At 70.8% G+C, this 17,951-nt stretch carries 13 protein-coding genes; 1 reads left to right on the top strand and 12 read right to left on the bottom strand.

From position 1 onward, the window contains the following. Positions 1 to 2: 2 nt before the first annotated feature. The 10 genes from CK500_RS01090 to CK500_RS01045 form a co-directional block, all read right to left on the bottom strand. Positions 3 to 1,703 carry a hydantoinase B/oxoprolinase family protein gene (locus CK500_RS01090; protein WP_095635412.1) on the bottom strand — a complete coding sequence of 567 codons (1,701 nt, stop codon included), beginning with the start codon at positions 1,701 to 1,703 and terminating at the stop codon, positions 3 to 5. Then, positions 1,700 to 3,841: a hydantoinase/oxoprolinase family protein gene (locus CK500_RS01085; RefSeq protein WP_095635411.1), complete on the bottom strand. Its 2,142-nt coding sequence runs from the start codon at positions 3,839 to 3,841 to the stop codon at positions 1,700 to 1,702. The genes CK500_RS01090 and CK500_RS01085 overlap by 4 nt, the downstream gene beginning before the upstream one ends. Positions 3,842 to 3,850: 9 nt before the next feature. Continuing rightward, complete coding sequence (gene hisH / locus CK500_RS01080; protein WP_095635410.1) at positions 3,851 to 4,510, bottom strand: imidazole glycerol phosphate synthase subunit HisH; 660 nt, start codon at positions 4,508 to 4,510, stop codon at positions 3,851 to 3,853. Between the two features lie 87 nt (positions 4,511 to 4,597). Beyond that, complete coding sequence (phnE, locus tag CK500_RS01075) at positions 4,598 to 5,686, bottom strand: phosphonate ABC transporter, permease protein PhnE (protein WP_095635409.1); 1,089 nt, start codon at positions 5,684 to 5,686, stop codon at positions 4,598 to 4,600. 22 nt (positions 5,687 to 5,708) lie between these two features. Then, positions 5,709 to 6,494, bottom strand: a complete 786-nt coding sequence (locus CK500_RS01070; RefSeq protein WP_095635408.1) for a phosphonate ABC transporter ATP-binding protein — start codon at positions 6,492 to 6,494, stop codon at positions 5,709 to 5,711. 28 nt (positions 6,495 to 6,522) lie between these two features. Beyond that, positions 6,523 to 7,608 carry a phosphate/phosphite/phosphonate ABC transporter substrate-binding protein gene (locus CK500_RS01065; RefSeq protein WP_095635407.1) on the bottom strand — a complete coding sequence of 362 codons (1,086 nt, stop codon included), beginning with the start codon at positions 7,606 to 7,608 and terminating at the stop codon, positions 6,523 to 6,525. A gap of 102 nt (positions 7,609 to 7,710) precedes the next feature. Continuing rightward, a complete protein-coding gene (locus CK500_RS01060; RefSeq protein ID WP_095635406.1) occupies positions 7,711 to 8,364 on the bottom strand; it encodes a uracil-DNA glycosylase in 654 nt (217 codons plus the stop codon). Positions 8,365 to 8,771: 407 nt separating this feature from the next. Next, on the bottom strand, positions 8,772 to 10,205 hold the full coding sequence (locus CK500_RS01055; protein WP_095635405.1) for a glycerate kinase type-2 family protein: 1,434 nt from the start codon (positions 10,203 to 10,205) through the stop codon (positions 8,772 to 8,774). 88 nt (positions 10,206 to 10,293) lie between these two features. After that, on the bottom strand, positions 10,294 to 10,887 hold the full coding sequence (locus tag CK500_RS01050) for an endonuclease dU (RefSeq protein ID WP_095635404.1): 594 nt from the start codon (positions 10,885 to 10,887) through the stop codon (positions 10,294 to 10,296). A 4-nt stretch (positions 10,888 to 10,891) separates the two neighbouring features. Beyond that, positions 10,892 to 11,074 (bottom strand): DUF5786 family protein, encoded by a 183-nt coding sequence (locus CK500_RS01045; RefSeq protein ID WP_004049114.1) that lies wholly within the window; start codon positions 11,072 to 11,074, stop codon positions 10,892 to 10,894. A 115-nt stretch (positions 11,075 to 11,189) separates the two neighbouring features. Between CK500_RS01045 and CK500_RS01040 the strand changes: the two genes are divergently transcribed. Then, complete coding sequence (locus tag CK500_RS01040) at positions 11,190 to 11,831, top strand: MBL fold metallo-hydrolase (RefSeq protein ID WP_095635403.1); 642 nt, start codon at positions 11,190 to 11,192, stop codon at positions 11,829 to 11,831. 350 nt (positions 11,832 to 12,181) lie between these two features. Here CK500_RS01040 and CK500_RS01035 read toward each other — a convergent pair whose 3' ends face one another. Continuing rightward, positions 12,182 to 15,097: a DEAD/DEAH box helicase gene (locus CK500_RS01035; RefSeq protein ID WP_198951476.1), complete on the bottom strand. Its 2,916-nt coding sequence runs from the start codon at positions 15,095 to 15,097 to the stop codon at positions 12,182 to 12,184. 135 nt (positions 15,098 to 15,232) lie between these two features. Then, positions 15,233 to 17,872, bottom strand: coding sequence for a PAS domain-containing protein (locus CK500_RS01030; RefSeq protein WP_095635402.1), 2,640 nt, complete (start codon positions 17,870 to 17,872; stop codon positions 15,233 to 15,235). Positions 17,873 to 17,951: the final 79 nt, after the last annotated feature.

Genomic DNA, 17,951 nt, shown 5'->3' with positions numbered 1-17,951 from the left:
CCTCATTCCTCGGTCGGACCGTCTCGGGTCGTCTTCCCGTCCGTCCGGTCCCGTTTCCTCGCCGCCGGGTCGCGCTCCGCGGGGTCGCCGTACCCGCCCCCGCCCGGCGTCCGGACGGTCACGGTCGTCCCCGGATCCACGTCGACCGTCGCCTTCGCGGGGACGGGCTCGCCGTCGATCAGGTTCTCGCCGACCGCTCCGGACTTTCCGCCCTCTCGGCCCGCGGGGGCGTGACGCCGCCGCTCGGTCAAAAGCGAGACCGTCGCCGCGGCCTCGACCCGGACGGTCCGTTCCAGCCCGAGCCCGCCCCGGTGGCGCCCGTCCCCCCCGCTGCCCGGGCGGAAGGCGTACCGCTCCACTCGGAGCGGGTACGCCGCCTCCAGCGCCTCGACGGGGGTGTTGAGGGTGTTCGTCATCCCGACCTGCACGCCGTCCATCCCGTCTGCGTCGGGGCGCGCGCCGAACCCGCCGCCGATCGTCTCGTAGTAGGTGAACGACTCTCGGGTGTTGCCCGCGGGGTCGCCGCCCTCGCCGCGACCGGCACCACCTCCGCCCCGACTCCCGATCGTGAGGTTGTTCATCGTCCCCTGCCCCTCGGCGATCACCCGATCGGGGGCCGCCTCGCCGAGCGCCGCGAGGACCACGTCGACCGCGCGCTGGCTGGTCTCGACGTTCCCCCCGACGACCGCCGCCGGCGGCTCGGGGTTCAGGATCGACCCCTCGGGCGCCGACACCGACACCGGCTCGTAACATCCGTGGTTCGGCGGGATCGACGGGTCCGTCACGCAGCGCACGGCGAAGTAGACCGCGCTCTTCGCGACCGCGAAGGGGGCGTTGCAGTTCCCCGCGACCTGGTCGGCGCTCCCCGCGAAGTCGACCGCGAGCGACCCGCCGTCGACGGTCACCCTCGTCCGGATCGGGATATCGGCGTCGGTGACGCCGTCCCCCTCCAGCGCGTCTTCGGCCTCGTACGTCCCGTCCGGCAGCTCCCGTATCGCGCCGGTCGTCCGCTCGCGGGAGTAGTCGATCACGGCGTCGAAGGCGGCTTCGAGCCGGTCGCGGCCGTGTTCGGCGGCGAGGTCGCGGAGCCGGTCGCCCGCCCGCTCGTTGGCCGCGACCTGCGCCTCGAAGTCGGCGCGCCGCTCCGCCGGGTTCCGCACGTTCGCGAAGATCAGGTCGAAGACGTCCTCGACCCGGTCGCCGCCGTCGACGAGCCGTATCGGCGGGATCCGGAGCCCCTCCTGGTAGATCTCGCGGGCGCCGGCCGGCATGCTCCCGGGGGTCATCCCGCCCACGTCGGCGTGGTGCGCGCGGGAGACCGCGAAGCCGACCACGTCGCCGTCGAGCGCCAGCGGCGAGACGAGCGTCACGTCGGGGAGGTGCGTCCCGCCGGTGAACGGGTCGTTGAGGACGAAGACGTCGCCGGGGGCGGGGTCCCGCTCCCGCACGGCCGCGACCGCCTCCGGCATCGCGCCGAGGTGGACCGGGATGTGCTCCGCCTGCGCGACCATCCGGCCGTCAGCGTCGAAGAGCGCTGTCGAGCAGTCCCGCCGCTCCGTGATGTTCGGCGAGTACGCCCCGCGGATCAGCACGGTTCCCATCTCCTCGGCGACGCCCTCCAGCTGGTTGCGGAGGACCTCGAGCGTCACCGGGTCGATGGCGGTGGCGTCCCCGCCGTCGGCGTCCGGTCCGCGACCGGTCATCGGCCGTCACCCCCCGTCGGTCCCGCGGCCCCCTCCTCCCGCTCCAGCACGACCGTCCCGTCCCGCCGGACGCGACCGCCCCACGCGGGCGGGACGACGGTCGTGCTCTCGGCGCCTTCGAGCACCGCCGGCCCGTCGAGGGTCGCTCCGGCCCCGAGCGCGTCGCGGTCGTAGACGGCGGCCTCGACCGCGCCGGCGTCGGGGAAGACGACCCTGCGAGCCCCCCGTTTCGTGTCGACCGCGCCGGCCCGCGAGACGGTCGGGGCCTCGACCGCGACGGTCGCCGTCGCCCGGAGCGTGACCGCCTCGACCGCGGCGTCGAGCCGGTAGCCGTAGGCGCGCTCGTGGGCCGCCGCGAAGCGCTCGGCGAGGGTCGCGGGGTCGGCCGGCGTAACGGCGCCGCTCCGGCCGGACTCGCTTTCCCCGCCCCCGGCGTCGACGGTGAGCTCGAAGCTCTGCCCGACGTATCGGCAGTCGGCGGCCAGCTCGACCGCCGCCTCGGGGTCCGAGACGTCCGCGAGGACGCGGTCGGTCAGCTCCGCGAAGGCGGCCGTGAGCTCCTCGCCGGTCTCGTCTCCGAGCCCGAGCCGAACGGTCCGAGCCGCGTCGTGGGTCTCGTCGGCCGCGATTAGCCCGTACGCCGACAGCACGCCGGCCGGGCCCGGGACGAGCACGCGCTCCATCCCGAGCCGGTCGGCGAGCGCGGCGGCGTGCATCGGCCCCGCGCCGCCGAAGGCGACGAGGTCGAACGCGCGCGGGTCCCGGCCGCGCTCGACCGTGACGGACCGGATCGCCCGCGCCATCGTCGCGTTGGCGACGCGGTAGGCGCCCCGTGCCGCGGCGGTCGCGGCGTCGAGGCCGTCGTCGCCCTCGATCCCGGCCTCGTCGGCGAGCCGGTCGAGGGCGTCGCGGGCCGCGTCGGCGTCGAGCGAGAGGTCGCCGCCGAGCGCCGCGTCCGGACCGATGTACCCTAAGCGCACGTCGGCGTCGGTGACCGTCGGCTCGGTCCCGCCCCGCCCGTAGCAGGCCGGTCCCGGCTCCGCGCCCGCGGATTCCGGGCCGACGCGGAGCGCGCCGCCGGCGTCGGTCCACGCGATCGACCCGCCGCCGGCGCCGACCGTCTCCACGTCGACGGTCGGGGTCCGGAGGGGGACGCCCGCGATCGTCGTGTCCGCGGCCCGCTCGGCCCGGCCGTCGCGCACGAGGCTCACGTCGCTCGACGTGCCGCCCATGTCGAAGGTGACGGCGGCGGTGGGTTCGCCGGTCTCATCGCCCGTCTCATCGTCCTCGGCGGCGCCCGCGAGTGTCGCGCCGCCCGCGACCGCGGCCGCGCCGACGACGCCGGCGGCGGGCCCCGACAGCACCGTCGTCACGGCGCTTCGCCGGACCGTCTCGGCGTCGGCGACGCCCCCGTTCGAGCGCATCACCCGCGGCTCGGGGAGTCCCAGGTCCGCGGCGCCCGCGACGATCCGCCCGAGGTAGTCGTCGAGCTCCGGCGTCAGGTACGCGTCCGCGGCGGTCGTCGCCGTGCGCTCGAACTCCCGGAACTCGGCGAGCACGTCGTGAGAGGCGGAGACGGGGACGTCGAGCGCCTCGCGGAGGCCCTCGGCCACCGCGGCCTCGTTCTCCGGGTGCGCGTACGCGTGCAGGAGACAGACGGCGACGCTCTCGGCGTCGCTCTCGGCGATCTCGGCCGCCAGATCGCGGACCTCGTTGGGGTCGACCGCGTGCTCGACCCCCTCGGTCGTCGCGCGCTCGTCGACCTCGAACCGGCGCCGCCGGGGAACGAGCGGGGCCGGCTTCTCCGCGTCGAGGTCGTAGAGGGCGGGCCGGGTCTGCCGGCCGATCTCCAGCGCGTCCCGGAAGCCGGCGGTCGTCACGAGCGCGGTCCGGGCGCCGTCGCGTTCGAGGAGGGCGTTGACGGAGACCGTGGTCGCGTGGGCGAAGGCGTCCACGTCGGCGGGGGCGACCCCGGCGGCGTCACAGGCCTCGCGGATCCCGTCGAGGACGCCGGCGTGTTGGGGAGTCGTCGTCGGCACCTTCGCGGTCGTGAGGTCGCCGTCGACGACGAGCGCGGCGTCGGTGAACGTGCCGCCCACGTCGACGCCGAGCCTGACGGTCGGACTGTCGTCGGCCATCCTCGGTCGCTACCGGTCTGCGCAGTATTCGACGAAGTTCCGCAGGATGCGGAGCCCCGTCTCCCCGCTCTTCTCGGGGTGGAACTGGGTCCCGAACACGTTGCCCGCCTCGTTGGCGACGACGGCGGGGAAGTCGACCCCGTAGTCCGCCGTGGCGACGACCGCGTCCGGGTCGTCGGGCTCGGCGTAGTAGGAGTGGACGAAGTAGGCGTACTCCCCCTCGACCCCCTCGACCAGCGGGTGGTCGCGCTCGACGGACAGCTCGTTCCAGCCCATGTGCGGGACCTTGCGGTCCACGTCGAATCGGACGTTGGTCCCGGGGACCAGATCGAGGCCGGTCACCTCGCCTTCCCCCTCGTGGTCGGCCTCCTCGCTGGACGTGAGGAGCATCTGCATCCCGAGGCAGATCCCGAAGAGAGGACGGCCGGCGTCGGCGTGGTCGGTCAACGCCTCCCGGAGGGGGCCGGCGTTCTCCATCCCCTCGCGGAACGCGCCGACGCCGGGGAGGACGACGCCGTCGGCGGCCGCGAACGCCTCGGGGTCGTCGGTGATCTCGACCGACGCGCCGGCGCGTTCGAGGCCGCGGGTCGCGGACCGGAGGTTCCCGAGGCCGTAGTCGACTAAAACCACGTCCGCCAGCGTCTCCGCGGGCGGTTCGAAGGTGCTCATACGTCCCCTCGGAGGGGCACGGAAAAGTCGGTTTCCCTTGTGACAGTCGGGAGGCGACGGACCGCGTCCGCGGTGGACGCCGGCCGACTACTTCAGCATCGAGTCCGCCATCCGACGCGGGAACCCCGCGATGAGCTCCCAGATGCCCATCTCCACGTCGTCGGAGCGCAGCCGCGACCGGAGCCGCTGGCTGAACAGCTCGACGGAGATGATGAGCAGGAAGATGGCGAGCAGCGTCGCCATCATCTCGGTGAACCGCAGCAGGTTCTGCTGGGAGGTGAGGACGTAGCCGAGCCCTCCGGCGCCGATGACGCCGACCGTGACGCCGATCCGGACGTTGATCTCGAAGATGTACAGCGTCCACGCGATAAAGGCGGTCCGGACCTGGCTCAGCATGCCGAAGAAGACGATCTGGGGCTTGCTCGCCCCGGTCGTCCGCATCGCCTCGATCGGCCCGTCCTCGATCTCTTCGAGCTCGTCGACGAACAGCCGGCCGAGGTTCCCGATCGTGTCGAACGCGATCGCGATCGCGGCCGAGGCCGGGCCGAGCCCGAGGAACGGGATGAAGATGAGCGTCCAGATGATCGCCGGGATCGCCCGGATGAACGACATCGTCCCGCGGAAGATGAAGTTGAAGGGGAACGGGGTGACGCGCTCGGAGCCGAGCGTCCCGAAGACCAGCGCGAACGGGAACCCGAGGACCGTCCCGACGAACCCCATCGCGAGCGTGATGCCGGCCTCGCCGAATATCTGGAAGATCCCGAGCTCGAGGAAGAAGAACGCGTAGATGTCCGCCAGGTTCGGCGGGAACTGGAACAGCAGTCCGCCGATCTCGGGGTCGTACAGCAGGTTCTCCTGCCTGATGAACGCGACGTACTGGCCGAAATCGAGGAACGGGATCACGCCGAAGTGCCTCGTGATCGGGAAGAAGCCGGTGAGCGAGTCGGTGAACGTCTCGAGGCGCGCGTCCGGGTTCAGAAGCTCCGTCGCGGCGAACGCCTGCACCGTGGCGAACGCGAGAAACGCCAGCAGGCCGGTCCACCCGAGCGCTCGGCGGCGACGCGTCTGCCTGATGTTCTCGAACTGTTCGGCGATGCGATTCGGAACGTCGGACCCCTCGTCGTCGACCGCGTCGGATCCGACCGTCCCGTCGGAGGTCGTTGTGTCTGTTGTCACTCGTAGATCAGCTCCGTTCCCGTCACGACGTCGCGACCTCGTCGGTCGCGGCGTCGGCGTCGCCGTCGTCGCGGACGAACATCCCCTCGGTGTCGATGTCGCCGTAGAGGTCATCGATGACGTCGATCGTCAGCTCGTCTCGGTAGCCGTCGAACACCTTCTTCCCGTCTCTCAGGCCGATGAATCGGTGCCCGAACTTCCGGGCGATGTTCACCTGGTGGAGGCTACAGAAGGTCGTCAGATCGCGGTCGTCCGAGGCGGTCCGGAGGTAGTCCATCACGCTCTGTGCGCTGCCGGGGTCGAGGCTCGCGACCGGTTCGTCGGCGAGCAAGACGTTCGGCTGCTGAACGAGCGCGCGGGCGATCCCCACGCGCTGCTGTTGGCCGCCGCTCATCCGTCGCGCCTTCTGCTCGGCCTCGTCCAAGAGCCCGACCGTGTCGAGGGCGTCGAGGGCGCGGTGCTTCTCCTCTTCGTCCTGTAGCTGGAGGACGCTGGAGAGGAACCCGGAGCGGTGGACGCCGCCGGAAAGCGAGTTCGAGTACGCCGTCATGTCGCCGATGATGTTGTGCTGTTGGAAGATCATCGCGACCTCCGGGCGGGGCTCGATCATTGGCTCGCCGTCGATCCGGATCTCGCCCTCGGTGGGCGAGAGCAGTCCGCTCAGCGTCCGCAACAGGGTGGACTTCCCGGACCCGGAGACGCCGAGCACGATGACGAACTCGCCGGCGGGGACCTCGAAGGACACGTCGTCGAGCGCGACCGTGTCGCCGAACCGCTTCGTCAGACCGTCTACTTCGATGTAAGTCATGAGGAGAGAGTGTAGATCGCCGCGCGGCCTAGAGTTCGCTCCACTCCAGCCCGAGCTCTCGACCGAGGTCCGCGACGGGCTGGTAGTCCTCCTCGGTCGCCGGCTCGACGCCGCTGAACCAGAGGGCGTGAGCCTCGACCAGATCGAGGTCGTCCTGCTGTTCCTCGCTGAGCTCGGACTCCTCCATGTCGAGGATCTCGGGGTCGATGTTGAGCGCCTCGGCGATGTCCGCCTGCGAGTCGTGCTCGAACGCCTCCTGTGGCGCGTCGATCATCAGCTGCCGGATGTCGTCCTTGAGCGACTCCTCCCACGCGCCGTTGCTCACGATCGGCGCGCGCGGGATCGGGTCGGAGACGGCGAGGAGCTGCAGCTCGGGGTCGTCCTCGCCGGCCCCGTCATACTCCACGGAGATGTCTGCGAACTCCTGTGACATCTCGTCGAACTGCTCCTGCGGGACGTGCGAGGCCGTCGAGAACGCGCCGGTCCCGGCGGCCGCGATCCGGTCGTCCTCGATGAGCTGTTCGCGGGCCGTGGTGTGATCGGAGGTCCGGAGCTCGAAGTCCTCGGGCGAGCCCGAGGGGGCGTTCCCGATGTCGAGCCCGGCGTTGCTGAGCATGAACAGCGGGAACAGCGTCCCGGAGACCGACGTCGGCGCCGCCGACGCGAAGACCTCGCCCTCGATGTCGGCCAGCTCCTCGATGTCGCTGTCGGGCGTCGTCGTGATGAGCGAGAAGTACCGCTCGGCGCCGAACGCCACCCGCATCCCGGTCACGTCGAGCTCCTCGGGGATCTGCGCGACCGCGCCCGGTGAGGTGTCAGCGAAGAGGCGGTCGCCCTCCTCGGCGCGCCGGAGCTCCTGTGCCGTCCCGGAGTAGCTCGCGGTCGGCTGCTCGACGATCTCGACTTCCGCCTCGGACTCGATGTACTCGAACAGCGGCTGATACTGGACCTGGATGTCGATCTCCTCTTCCGCGGGGTTCATCACCCACGTGACCTCGGTCGCAGAACTCCCGGAACCGCCCAGTCCGGAACACCCGGCGAGCCCGACTGCCCCGGCCGCGCCGGCCGTTTTGACAAACGTTCGCCGATCCGCCGACCACCTGTTGTCGGACATACGGTTGTGGGTTCGACTCGCATGGTATATTATTTTCTATGTTTCATACCTAGAGCTACTGTGGCGGACGTTCGCACGGCTTTTGCCCGCTATTCGTTCGTTTCAGAACTCGCCGAGCCGCGACTGACCGCCCGACTCGGCGCCGGCCACGCCGCTCAGCTCGCCCGCCCGCGCGATCGTCTCGAAGAACCCGTCGCGCTGGCTCCGGTCGTACAGCGTCGCCGCGGGGTGGACGGAGAGCAGCACGCGGCGCGACGCCCCCGCAATCCGCGCGTCCACCACGTCGCCCGACTCCGACGTGATCGCCACTGACCGGTCGAGGAGGTGCTCGCTCGGCACCTTCCCGAGGGTGACGATCAGCTCCGGATCGACGCGGTCGATCTCGCCTTCGAGGTGACCGCGGCAGTTCGCTAACTCCCCCTTCTTCGGGTCTCGGTTGTCCGGGGGGCGACACCGCACGCAGTTCGTGATCCGCACGTCCGCTCGCGCGAGCCCGGCGTCACGGAGCGCGTCGTCGAGCACGTCGCCGGACCGGCCCACGAACGGCTCGCCCTTCTCGTCCTCCTGTGCCCCCGGTCCCTCGCCGACGAACAGCAGGTCCGCGTCGGCCGGGCCGACGCCGTCGACGATCCGGCTCCGCGACTCGACGAGCGCCGGGCAGCGCTCGCAGGAGGGCACTCGGAGGTCCTCGTCGAGGGCGTCTCCGTCGAGGGCGTCGCCGCCAGGCGCGTCTCCGTCGTCCCCGTTCTCGGTCATGGATCGGTCTGTGGGCGGGGTCGACATAAGTCCGTCCGCCTCGCGACGACGGTTCGATCGGGTGGTGTCTCGATCGCGTGGCCGGTGTCGGACGTTTATAAACGGTTACTGACAGTGACCCGGCGGCGAACACCGCCAAAGCCCCAGCCGGGAGGCGGACAGACGCTTGCTGCGCGCCTCGTCACTCGCGTTGCTCGTTCCTGCGGTGCTTACTGCGCCTCTGTCCGCCTCCTGACTGCCCCTTTGAGTCCCGCCCCGCACAGTACCGCACCTCACGCCTCCCCAGCCTCGTCGCTGGCGGCTATCGCCGCCAGCGACTCCCTCGCGCGTGCTCCTCGGCCGCGAAGCGGCCTCGGAGGCACGCGCCACTGCATGCCGTTTATAAGCGATCGGCGCGTCTCCGACGCTCAGTCCCGTTTTTCGACCACGATCGCCCGCAGGTCGTTGACGTTCGTCCCGGTCAGCCCGGTCCGCAGGAGCGCGCCCGCGTCGTCGAGGAGCGGGTACGCGTCGTGCCGGTCGAGGGCGTCGCGGGCGGCGTCGGGGTCGAGCGTCGTCGCGTCCGCGACGGCGCCGGCGGCATCGGTCGGGCCGTCGATCCCGTCGGTGTCGACGCTCGCGACGACGACCCGGGGGTCGCCGCGGCCGGCTTCCTCCCCCAGCGGCCCCGCCGCGAGGGCGAGGCCGGCGCTCGCGACGAACTCCGCGTTCGGGCCGCCAGTCCCGGGGTCCGCCGCGTCCGCGAGCGTCACGGTCGTCTCGCCGCCCGAGAGCAGCACGGCCGGCGGCTCGACCGGCGACCCGCGGGCGGCGCACTCCTCGGCGATCGCGGCGTGGGTCGTCCCGGCCTCGCGCGCCTCGCCCCGGACGCTCGCGGAGAGGACGAGCGGTTCGTACCCCCGGTCCGCCGCGGCGCTCGCGGCCGCGTCGAGCGCAGTCCGCGCGTTGCCGACGACGAACGCCGCGGTCCGGTCGAACGCCGGGTCGCCCGCGGTCGGGGTCTCCGGGAGGTCGCCGTCGGCGCCCGTCGAGAGGTGCTCGCGCACCGCGGCGGGGACGTCGAGGTCGTACCGGTCGAGGACCGCGAGCGCGTCCGCGTACGTGGAGGGGTCGGGGACGGTCGGGCCGCTCGCGATCGTGTCGAGCGGGTCGCCGATCACGTCGCTGACCGCGAGCGTCGCGGTCGTCGCGGGGGCGGTCGCGCGAGCCAACTGCCCGCCCTTCACCGCCGAGCAGTGCTTCCGGACCGCGTTGATCTCGTCGATCGACGCGCCCGACGCGAGCAGCCCCTCCGTGAGCGCCCGGAGGTCGGTGACCGAGAGCGGGTCCGCGGGCGCGGCCAGAAGCGCGCTCCCCCCGCCGGTGATCGCGGCGAGCACGAGGTCGTCGGGCCCGGCGCGCTCCGCCGCGTCGAGCACCCGCCGCGCGCTCTCGGCGCCCCGTTCGCTCGGGATCGGGTGGTCGCCGGGGAGGACCGCGAGTCCGGCCGCGGACGGTCGGTCCGCCGGGTCCTCGGTGACGACGACGCCCTCGGCGACGCCGTGCCCGCCGTGCCCGCCGCCCTCGAGAACGGCGGCGAGCGCGGCGGCGACCTCGGCGGACGCCTTCCCCGCCCCGAGGAGGACGATCCGGTCGAACGCGTCGAGGTCGTACTCGCCGGTCTCGCCGTCGCCACCCTCGATCCGGAGGCTCCCGTCCCGGACCGAGACGGCGTCGCGGACCAGTCGCTCCGGGAGCGCGGCCTCGATCCCAGCCGCGAGGCAGTCGAGGGCGGTCTCGTGTGTCCGCGTCCGCGCGAGCCGCTCGCGGTCGCGGAACCGCACGCCGCGGTCGTCGCTCATACCGGCGGATCTCGGCGGACCGGTATATATCCGGCGCGGGCCGTTGCCCGCGGTTCGGCCGGGGGCTCGGGCCAGAACCGGGTGCCGACTACCCCTCCGCCGCCTCCCGATGGGCGCTCGCCGCGATCGCGGCGATCCGGAGCGGCTCGGGACGGCGGAACCCCTCGCGGACCAGCCCGCGGACTGCGGCCGCGGCCTCGCCCGCGTCGATCCCGACCGCGCGGACAAACAGGGGCTGCGGGTCCTCGTCCGTCGCGTCCGCGGCGTCCCCGGACTCGTCCGGTACCACCCGAACCCGGTCCGGCAGGGACCGGTAGACCTCGAGCCGCCGGGCGAGCGCCTCGCCGTCGAACGCCTCGCGGAGCGCCGGTTCGAGCCCGGGGCTCGCCTCGTAGCTCACGGCGTAGGCCGGTCGGTCGACGGCGTCGCGGAGGCGCGGCAGGTCGAGGAGGTTGAACCACGCCGGCGCGATCCCCGAGACGGCGACGTGACGCACGTCCTCGCGGCCGAGCCGGTCGACGAGCGCGATCGCGGCGTCGGTCGCGTCGGTTCCGCCGACGGTACACGCCTCGAACCCGAGCCCGTCGAGCGTGCCGTCGGATCTGACCACGGCCCCGGCTAGGCGGCTGGTCCGGTCGCCGTCTGAGAACGCGATTCCGAGCGTCCGGCTCGGCGGGGTCACCCCGTTACGTCTCCTCGGACTTGATCTCCTGGAGCCGGTCGAGAAGCTCGTCGTTCGACGCGCCGGGCTCGTAGTCGACGGAGCCCTCGTGTACCTCTTCCGCGGCTCGGACTCCGTCGTCGTCGTCGAAATCCGCGTCCAGGTCCTGGTTCTCCTGTTCGGATTCGTCGTAGCTTCCGAAGCCCATATGTGAGTGTAACTAACACGCCGCGACGGATAAATCCCCGGGCGCTCGGGGGTGTTCGGCGATCCGCCTGCCGGCGACTGCACGCTTTTACCCGTTCGGCGGCCTTCGTGCGCGTATGGAGCCGATCACCGTCACTGCGGACGCGGAGGAGTTCACCTGCAACGCGTACCTCGTGCCCGGCGAGGCGCCGACGCTCGTGGACGCCGGGACGATGCCCGGCGTCGAGGACGTGATCGCCGACGCGCTCGACGAGGCGGGCGTCGACGGGCTCGACCGGGTCGTGTTGACCCACCAGCACCACGACCACGTCGGCGAGCTCGACGCGGTGCTCGACCGGTTCGACGCGACGCTCTACGCCAACGCCTCCCACCCCAGACGCGACGTGGCGATCGGCGACGGCGACGAGGTCCTCGTCGGCGACGAGCCCTGCGAGGTCGTCGAGAGCCCCGGTCACGCCGACGACCACGTCGCTCTGGTCGGCGACGAGCGGCTCTACTCCGGCGACGTGGTCGTGTACAACGACGGCGCGTTCGACGACGGCTCGTTCGGCCGCACCGACATGGCCGGGCAATCGCGCGAGGCGCTGATCGAAAGCCTGCACGCTATCCTCGACGCGCTCCCGGACACCGTGACGGCGATGTACCCCGGCCACGGCGACGTGTACCGCGCGAGCGACGGCCCCGACACGGTCCGCGAGGTTATCGAGCGCGCGACCGAGCGCGCCGAGCGCCGCGAGCCGAAGTACCCGGACGAGTAGGGGGCGAATCGGGCGGACGGCGTCTACGATTATTTATAAACGGCTGTTGCGGTGGCGCGTGCCTCCGAGCGCCCAGCGGGCGCGAGGAGCACGCGCGAGGGAGTCGCGACCGAAGGGAGCGACGAGGCTGGGGAGGCGTGAGGCTGCGGTTGCGGGACGGGTGGGACTCAAAGGGGCAGCCGGGAGGACGGCGCAGGCGACGTAAGCACTGCAAGGAGCGAGCGAAGCGAGCGACTGAAGCGCGCAACGAGCGTGCGCCGTCCTCCCGGCTGGGGCTTTGGAGGGCTCCCCGACGTTTTCGATCGCTCACCAACAATCGACCGAACCACCGTCTCGGTCTAGGTATCGATCTAGTCCCAGAACGACTGCGTCCGCGCGTACTCGCGCTCCTGGCGGAGCACGTCGCGGTAGAACTCGTCTTCGTCCTCGCGCAGCTTGTTGATGATCCGCGCGGCGTTGTGTGGCCCGACGCCGCGCGCCGCCAGCGCGATCACGGCCCGCTTCCCGTGCGTCTGGACGAGGCTCGCCGCCCGATGCGCCCGCTCCGTCCGCCGCTCCTGCTCCTCGTCCTTCTCCGACGCCCGGACCGCCGCGACCGTCTCGTCGTCCCACGGGTTCAGCGCCGCGATCCGCGTCGAGCCGCACTCGGGACACTCCGGCTGGTCCGGGACGCGCCGGACCTTCGTGGTGCGCGTCCAGTCGGCGCAGTGGAGACAAAAGAGGATCACCCGGTCGTTTTGAATCCGCTCGCGGATCGTCTCGATCACGTCAGCGTCGGCGTTCTCGGGGACGAGGAACTCCGTCCCAGAGGACCGGCCGGCGGTCCCGAGCGGGGTCCGCTCGCGGGCGATCGCGGTCTCGATCGAACCGTCCTGCATCCCCTCCAGCACTGCGGCGGTCTCCCCGACCGCGAGGTCGGCGTGGAACACCTCGCGGAGCGCCTCGTCGTAGACGGGGGTGTCCTCCAGCGCCGCGAGCAGTCGGTCGCCGCCGAAGCGCCCCCGTCCCTCGCGGTAGCGCTTGACCGCGCCGAACTTCGCGGCGACCTGCGCGAGGGTGAACTTGAGCGCGTCGGACTTTTTCAGGGCGAGTTCGAGGTACGCCTCCAGGCGGTCGGGGTCGGTCGTCTCCAGCACCTCGCGGAAGGTGCCCGGATCGGCGTCGTGCGGGACCTCGAACTCGACCCGGTAGGGATCCACGTCCATCCCGATCGACGAGCCCGCGCGCTGCCCCACGAGCGCCGCGAGCAGGCGCGCGAGCGTCTCGTTGACCTCGTGGCCGAAGGCGGCGTTGACCGCGACGGTGCGCGCGCTCCCCTCGATCACGACCCGGCGGTCCGTGGGGACCGGGTGGCCGGCGTCGACGTGGTCGACGACCGGCCGCAGCGCGGTCGCGATCGTCTCCTCGTCCGCCGGGTAGCGCTCCGCCAGGTCGCCCGCGACCGCCTCGGGCGTCGAGCCCGCTTCCAGCGCATCGGCGACCTCGCCGCGGATCCGGCCGACCTCCTCCGCGACGGGCTTCGGGACCGGGATTTCCTGGCCGATCCACGAGGGAACCTCTCCCGCGGGGTCGGCGATGGGCGTGACGTTCACCCGTTCCTCCTCCTCGTCGACCTCGGTGATGCGCCACATCTCGCCGCGCTGGATGAACGTCTCGCCCGGCCCCGCGAAGTTGACGACGAACCGCTCGTCCAAGGTGCCGATCCCGCGACGGGAGGACATGTCGTACACCTCGTAGGTGGACTCGTCGGGGATCATCGAGAGGTTCGCGTAGAAGTACTGCCACGTCCCGCCCGACTTCTCTAAGGTGTCCGACTCCTCGTCGAGCCACAGCAGGCGGTTGCCGTCGAGCTCGCGGACGACCTCCTGGAACTGCGGCTCCGAGAGGTCCGCGAACGGGTACGCGTTCGTGACGATATCGTACGCCCGTCGGGCGTGAACCTCGCCCTCGTCCATCACGATCCCGACGATCTGGTTGGCGACGGTGTCGAGGCTCCCGTGGTGGATCGCGGCCGGCTCCACCAGCTCTTCCCCGGCGCGCCGCGCGATCGCGAGCGCTTCGAGCGTGTCGTCGCCGCCCTGCGTCACGACGGTCCCCTCGGAGACGAGGTCGCGGCGGTGCCCCGCGCGCCCGACGCGCTGGAGCAGGCGGGCGACCTCGCGCGGGCTCCCGTACTGGACCACGTGGTCGACGCGCCCCACGTCGATCCCGAGCTCCATCGAGGAGGTGCAGACGAGCCCGTCGAGCTCGCCCGCCTTGAACCGGTCCTCCACGTCGATCCGCACGTCCTTCGAGAGCGAGCCGTGGTGGACCTCGATCTCGGTGGGGTCGGCGACGCCCTCCCGCTCCTCCCGCTCCGCGAGCGTCTTGAACCGCGAGCCCAGCGCCTCAGCGGTCTGTCGCGTGTTGACGAAGATCAACGTCGACTCGTGGTCGGCGACGATCTCGCGGATCGCCCGGACGTGGCTCGCGGTCGTCTCGTCGACCGCCAGCTCGCCGGCGAGCGTCGAATCGCGGTCCGTAATCGGCGGGTCGAGCACCCGCACGTCGGTGCGCGTCCCGGCCGCGACCTCGACGACCTCGAACTCGCGGTCCCCCTCGCGGTTCGGGTCGCGTGTCCCCGACCCGACGAGGAACCGCCCGACCTCCTCGGGGTCGCCGACCGTCGCGGAGAGTCCCACTCGCTGGAACGGGCCGGCCACCCGGCGGAGGCGTTCGAGCCCGACCGTCAGCTGGGCGCCGCGCTTCGCCGAGGCGAGCTCGTGGACCTCGTCGATCACGACGTGCGCGACGTCTCCGAGCGCGACCCGCATCTTCGAGCCGGTCAAGATTGCCTGGAGGCTCTCCGGCGTCGTGATCAACACGTCCGGGGGGTCGTCGGCCTGTTTGCTCCGCTCGTACTGGGTGGTGTCGCCGTGGCGCACCGCGACCTCGACGCCGAGCCGGTCGCCCCACCACTCCAGTCTGTCCATCATGTCGCGGTTGAGCGCGCGGAGGGGGGTGATGTAGAGGGCAGAGATCCCCTCGCGCGGCTGGTCGCCCGGCGAATCCCGGGCGTCGACGATCGCGTCGAAGACGGGGAGCATCGCGGTCTCCGTCTTCCCGGTGCCCGTCGGGGCGAGCACGAGGGCGTTCTTCCCGTCGGCCAGCGGCGGGATCGCCTCGCGTTGGGGCTCCGTGGGCGTGGAGAACCCCTGTTCGGAGAGCGCCTCGCGCAGTTCGCTCCCGAGGTGCGCGAACGCGTCCATGCCCGACGGTTCCGGCATTCTCTGATCGTCGGACAATGGGCGCTCGGGCGATTAAGCCCGTCGCTGTGCGAGGTCTGCGCGACAGGTCAGCGCCGCCCGCGGCCGCGATACGTCTCGCGTTCCCGTCAGTCGGCGAGAGGCAGTCGCGTCCCGTCAGTCGGCGAGAGGCAGTTCGACGACGAACACGCTGCCCGTCGGCTCGTTGTCCTCGACCCAGACGTCGCCCCCGTACTTGTCGACGAGCGTCTTGACGAGGTAGAGCCCGACCCCCGTCCCGCCGCTCTCGAGGCCCTTCTCGCCTTCCTGGAAGATCTGTTCTTTGTGTTTATCCTCGATACCGGGACCGTTGTCGGCGATCGACACGCGCACGCAATCGCCGTCAACGCGCGCCGAAACCGCGATTTCGGCCACGTCCTCGTTGTTGTGGACGACCGCATTCGTCAGCAGGTTCCGGAACACCGACTCCAACAGGTCGTCGGCCAACACCGTCACGTCGGGGATGTCCCCGTCGACGGAGACCCTCGCCCTGTCCTGATCCGCGCGGACCCGCTCGATCTGATCGGAGAGCTCGTCGCGGAGGTTCACCGGCGACCGGTCGCTGCCGACCTGTAGCAGCACGTCGGTGACGTCCTTGGCCGTCTCCGTGATCTCCGTCGCCTGCTTCGCCGCCTCGATGACCGTCCGCGCGTACGTCCGGCTCTGGTCGTCGGGCAGCGAGTCCACGAGCAGCTCGGTGTACGACTCGACGACCATCAGCTGGTTCCGGATGTCGTGGCGGACGACTTGGTTGAGGAGGGTGAGGCTGTCCCGCTGCTGCTCGAGCGTCCGCTCGTACTCCTTGAGTTCGGTCACGTCGCGGGCGTATCCCAGCACGGCGTCTTCCCCCGTCTCGGACACCTTGTAGGGGATCTTCGTCGTCTGCAGGATGCGCGTCTCGCCGTCCGCCGTCGTCAGCATCTCCTCCCCGATCAATCTCGGCTCGCCCGACTCGATCACCTCCAAGTCGTCCTGTCGGAACTCGGCCGAGTCGTCGACGTTGGGAATGATGTCGGCCTCCGAGCGTCCCTCGACCTCTTCGGGCGTCTTTCCGTACGCCTCCGCGGTCGCCTTGTTCGCCAGTAGGTACTCGCCGTCGCGGTTCTTCGCGAACACTAGGTCCGGGACGAGGTCGATGATCTTCCGAAGCTCCTCGCGGGTCGACTCGAGGGCGACCTCGTACTCCTTCCGCTCCGTGATGTCTTGGAACAGCCCCAACGCGCCGACCACGTCCCCCGAGTCGTCGAACTGCGGATCGCCGATCGCCCTGACCCACCGGGTCTGCCCGGACTCCCTGACGACCCGCAGTTCGAGGTCGTACGACTCGCCCTCCTCGATCAGCCGGTCGAAGGCGGCCTCGATTGTCTCTCGGTCGGCCGGGTGGTAAAACTCGATGGCGTCCTCCAGCTCGACCGACTCGTCCATCGGCACCTCGTGGATGCGATACACCTCGTCGCTCCACGTGAGCGACCCGTCGAGCAGATCGAACTCCCACCACCCGATCGACGCGCTCTCTTGGGTCCGCTCGATGAGCGCCCGAGTGCGTTCCAACTCCCGTTCTCGCCGCTTCTGATCGTCGACGTCGAGGTGGATGCCGACGGCCCGAACCGGTTCTCCCTCCCCGTCGCGCTCGACGACCTTCCCGACGTCGCGGATCCACTTCCACTCGCCGGACGCGGTACGCATCCGGTGTTCCGTGTCGTAGTACGCCGTCTCGCCGGCGATGTGCTCCGACAGGGCGTCTTCGACCGGCTCGAGGTCGTCGGGGTGGACGCGGCGCTCCCACTCCTCGAGGCGCGGTTCGATCTCGTCCGCGGAGTGTCCGAGCATCCGCGCCCACTGCTCGTTGAACTCGACCTCGTCGGTGGTCATGTCCCAGTCCCAGATGCCGAGTTGGGCGCCTTCGACCGCGAGTTCGAGGCGGTCTTTGAGCTGCTGAAGCGTCCGTTCTCTCTCCTTCTGCTCGGTGATATCCGTCGAGACGCCACAGACGGCCACGATCTCCCCCTCGTCGTCGTACACGGGTGACTTCCGAGTGAGGCGGACGCTTTCCCCCGCGGAAGTCGGGATCGTCTCTTCGATTTCGATCTGCTCTCCGCTGTTGAGGACTCGCTGGTCGTCCGCCCGGGCCCGTTCCGCGCTCTCCTGCGGGAAGAGGTCTCTGTCGGTCATCCCGACGGAGTCGTCGTCCACGTCGAGCAGATCGCGGCACGCCTGGTTCATCAGGAGATACCGACCGTCGGCGTCTTTGAGGAACACCGCCGCCGACATCGTCTCCAACACGGTCTGGAACCGGCGGTGCGTACGCTGGTGCTCCCGCTCCTGTTCCTTCTGCTCGGTGATATCCCGAGCGACGCCGACGATCCGCGTCACCCTTCCGTCCTCGGTGATCGGCGTCAGCTTCGTCTGCCAGCAGCTCGTTCCGCCCGGAAAGTCGAGCCACTCCTCGTACTCGATCGTCTCTCCGCGTTCGACACAACGGCGGTAGTTCGCGGCGACGGCCGCACCCTGCTCGTCGCCGAGGAACTCCCTCGGTGTCTGACCCCGCATCGCGTCCTCGGAGAGCCCCGTCTGCTCCTGGTGTGCGGTGTTGTTCTGTCCAAAGGTAAATTTGTAGCCGTCGCCGGTCCGGCCGACCTCAACGATAAAAACGGCGTCGTCCATCTCGCGAAAGATCGCCTCGTAAACGCTGTCGACGCCCTCGTCGGTCACGTCGAACGAGCTGGCGTCGTCGGTTGAACGTGCATTCTCGCCCATCGGTTCTCTTAGCGCCAGATAGGATTAATAGGCTGATAAGAGTGCGGATGTCGGTGCTCGAATTCGGACTCTAACGGGC

Origin of the sequence: Halorubrum salipaludis, assembly GCF_002286985.1 — an archaeon.
In the GTDB taxonomy this organism is placed as follows: Archaea; Halobacteriota; Halobacteria; order Halobacteriales; family Haloferacaceae; genus Halorubrum; species Halorubrum salipaludis.
The sequence above is the reverse complement of the archived record's forward strand: the minus strand, read 5'-3'. Positions and strand labels throughout refer to the sequence as shown.